Below are 3,335 nucleotides of genomic sequence, written 5' to 3' on the forward strand. Positions count from 1 at the left end.
CCGCATGCCCGCCGCCGTGTACCTGATCGGCGCCCTCGGGTTCATCGCGTTCATGACGGAGGGGACGATCGCCGACTGGAGCGGCCTGCTCCTGCACGACGAGCTGGGCGCCGGCGAGGCGGTGGCCGCGGCCGGCTACCCGGTGTTCGAGCTGGCGATGCTGATCGGCCGGCTCGCCGGTGACCGGATCCGGACGCGGCTCGGCACCCGGCGGCTGCTGACCGCCGCCGGGCTCGGCACCGCGCTCGGCATGACCGTCGTCGTGCTCGCCCCCGGCCCGGGCGTCGCGCTCGCCGGGTTCTTCGCGACCGGGCTGGTGGTCTGCACGATCGTCCCGACGACGATCTCGCTGGCGGGCACCGCCGCCCCGGACCGCCCCGCCGCGGCGGTCGCGCAGGTCGGCGCCATGGGCTACGGCGGCCTCCTGCTCGGCCCGGTCGTGGTCGGCTTCCTGTCGGAGGCCACGTCCCTGCGGGTCGGCGTGGGCATGGTCGTCGTGCTGGCACTGATCATCGCCGCCGCGGCGCGCTTCGTCCCGCTCCGCACCGAGGGGGACATCACCGTCCCGGCCCGGCCGGACACCGCCCCCGCCCCGGACGGTACCGACCCGGAGCCGGTACCGGCCTGAGCCGCGCCCCGGCGACATGCGGACGGCCCCGGCGACATGCGTCGCCGGGGCCGTGCGCCGGAGTCACTTGCGCTTGTTGATCTCCTCGGTGAGCTGCGGCGCGACCTGGAACAGGTCGCCCACCACGCCGTAGTCGACGAGCTCGAAGATCGGCGCCTCGGGGTCCTTGTTGATGGCGACGATCGTCTTCGAGGTCTGCATGCCGGCCCGGTGCTGGATGGCGCCGGAGATGCCGACCGCGATGTACAGCTGCGGCGAGACGGTCTTGCCGGTCTGCCCGACCTGGAACGAGTGCGGGTACCACCCGGCGTCGGTCGCGGCGCGGGACGCGCCCACCGCCGCGCCGAGCGAGTCGGCGAGCCCCTCGATGATCGGGAAGTTGTCGGCGCCGCCGACGCCGCGGCCGCCGGAGACGACGATCGCGGCCTCGGTCAGGTCCGGGCGCTCGCCCTTCTCCTGGACGACCTTCTCCACGATCTTCGTGCCCTTGTCGGCGTCCGACAGGTTGACCGACACCTGCTCCTCGGCCGGGCTGGCCGGGGCGGCCTCGGGGGCCACCGAGTTCGGCCGGACGGCGATGATCGGCGTGCCGGTGCGCACCTTGGCGTGCGCGATGATCGCGCCGCCGAAGATGGAGTGCTCGGCGACGAAGCCGTCGGCGACGTCCACGACGTCGGTGAGCACACCGGAGCCGGTCTTGACCGCGAGCCGGCCGGCGACCTCCTTGCCCTCGCCGGTCGCGGCGACGAGCACCGCGCCGGGGGACTTGTCCGCGACGAGCTGCGCGAGCAGCGCGGCCTTCGGGGCGACGACGTAGGAGGTGAGCTCCTCGTCGGCGGCCACGTAGACCTTGCCCGCACCGTACTCGGCGAGCCGGTCCTTCGCGTTCTCGTAGCCCGGGCCGACCCATACCGCGGCGGCCTCGCCGAGCCGGTTCGCCAGCGTCAGCAGTTCGAGCGTGACCTTCTTGACCTCACCGTCGACATGGTCGACGAGGACGAGAATCTCTGCCATTGTTCGCTAATCCCCTTCCCCGGTCAGACGAACTTCTTCGACGCGAGGAACTCGGCGATGCGCGCGCCGCCGTCGCCCTCGTCGGTGACGATCTCACCCTTGGCGCGCGGGGGCGCCTCGGCGAAGTCGACCACCTCGGTGGCGGCGTTCGCCAGGCCGACCTGCGAGGCGTCGATGCCGGCGTCGCCCAGGCCGAGCGTCTCGACCGGCTTCTTCTTGGCCGCCATGATCCCCTTGAACGAGGGGTAGCGCGGCTCGTTGATCTTCTCGACGACGCTGACGACCGCGGGCAGGCTCGCCTCGACCCGGTCGAAGCCGTAGTCGGTCTGCCGCTGCGCCTTGATGGTCGTCCCCTCGATCTCGACCTTGTTGGCGAGCGAGACCTGCGGGACGCCGAGCCGCTCGGCGAGCATCGCGGCGAGCACGCCGGTGCGCGCGTCGGTGGACTCCGCGCCGAGGATCACCAGGTCGAAGCCGGTGCGGCCGAGGGCCTGCTGGATGGCGTACGAGGTCTGCAGCGCGTCGGAGCCGGCGAGGCCGTCGTCGACGAGGTGCACGGCCTTGTCCGCGCCCATGGCCAGGGACTTGCGGATCGAGTCGGTCGCCTTGTCGGGGCCCATGGTCAGAACGGTCACCTCGCCGCCCTGGGCCTCCTTGATGAGCAGCGCCTCTTCGATCGCGTACTCATCGAGCTCGTTGATGACGCCGTCAGCCGCGGCGCGGTCGAGCGTGCTGTCATCGGACTTCAGCTTGCGCGGGCTCTCCGTATCGGGAACCTGCTTCACCAGGACGACGATGTTCATGGCCGGTGGCCGACCTCCCTGCACTCAGTTGGCCGCTTTGTACGGCGGCGGAGGGGCGCCGCCCCTGGGCGGGTCGACGCGGACGTGCGTTCTCGAAGTCACAGCCTGCCAAACACCCGAACGCGCTTCGGAGCCGGGTCCCTGATACGGCCGTGCGGATACTATGTTACTTGCGAGTAGCTCACTGGCAAATCCCAGCTTGTGAGACCTTACCCACCTGGCCGCCCGGTTTGCCTGGTTCACGGCGTTCCGAATCGGGCGTGACGCGTTTCACGTCTCAGAACCTGTTGACGGCGGTCTGCAGGCGGTCCAGCGTGCCCTCCACCGAGCCCTGCAGCCCGTACATCGGGGCGAAGCTCGGCGTGAGCGCCAGCGCGCCGACCGCCGCGAGCAGGGCGAGCCCGCCGAGGACGGCGACCGCCGCCGCGAGCCGCCGGGGGCGCCGCACGACCGGCAGGAACATCCGCTCCAGCCGGCGGCGGGGGGCGCCGACGCCCGGCCCGGTCCACAGCACCGCGGCGCCCGCCCCGGCCCCGAACGCGGCGGCGGTGAGCGAGTCGATCTCGCCGCCGACCGCCGACACCGCGACGAGTCCGAGCGGGACGGCGACCATGGCCGCCGCCGCGTACGGGACGGTCAGCAGCGTCCGCCCGGCCGCGCGCGACCCGGTGCCGTGCGGCGCCGCCCGCAGCAGGGTCACGGCCACGAGCGTCAGCAGGAGCCCCACGACCGGAGCGATGACCGCGCCCGCCACGGCGATGACCACGACCATGGCCGCGAGCAGCCGTGCCCAGCCGCGGGCGACGGCCGGGCCGCGCATCCGGGCGGCCGGCACCGGTACGCGGTCGCCCGCGGGTGCCGTGGGGGCCGGGACGGGCGGCGGGTTGGGC

The 3,335-nt window shown here is 73.1% G+C and carries 3 protein-coding genes and 1 pseudogene; 1 reads left to right on the forward strand and 3 read right to left on the reverse strand.

What is annotated here, in order from left to right:
- Positions 1–628, forward strand: a 628-nt coding sequence (locus E1200_RS32170) for an MFS transporter (RefSeq protein ID WP_131956266.1), incomplete at its 5' end; no start/stop codon positions are given.
- A gap of 63 nt (positions 629–691) precedes the next feature.
- Here the strand turns inward: E1200_RS32170 and E1200_RS32175 are convergent.
- The 3 genes and pseudogenes from E1200_RS32175 to E1200_RS34200 all read right to left on the reverse strand — a co-directional run.
- Positions 692–1,642, reverse strand: a complete 951-nt coding sequence (locus tag E1200_RS32175) for an electron transfer flavoprotein subunit alpha/FixB family protein (RefSeq protein WP_131956268.1) — start codon at positions 1,640–1,642, stop codon at positions 692–694.
- Between the two features lie 23 nt (positions 1,643–1,665).
- Positions 1,666–2,445, reverse strand: a complete 780-nt coding sequence (locus E1200_RS32180; RefSeq protein ID WP_131956270.1) for an electron transfer flavoprotein subunit beta/FixA family protein — start codon at positions 2,443–2,445, stop codon at positions 1,666–1,668.
- Positions 2,446–2,722: 277 nt separating this feature from the next.
- A pseudogene (locus tag E1200_RS34200) lies at positions 2,723–3,335 on the reverse strand (hypothetical protein); the annotation flags it as partial.

Source organism: Actinomadura sp. GC306 (assembly GCF_004348665.1).
Taxonomy (GTDB): domain Bacteria; phylum Actinomycetota; class Actinomycetes; order Streptosporangiales; family Streptosporangiaceae; genus Spirillospora.

Bases quoted from the DNA above. Each gene is read 5' to 3' on its own strand.
- E1200_RS32175 (WP_131956268.1), bottom strand. From the start codon at position 1,642: ATGGCAGAGATTCTCGTCCTCGTCGACCATGTCGACGGTGAGGTCAAG.
- E1200_RS32180 (WP_131956270.1), bottom strand. From the start codon at position 2,445: ATGAACATCGTCGTCCTGGTGAAGCAGGTTCCCGATACGGAGAGCCCG.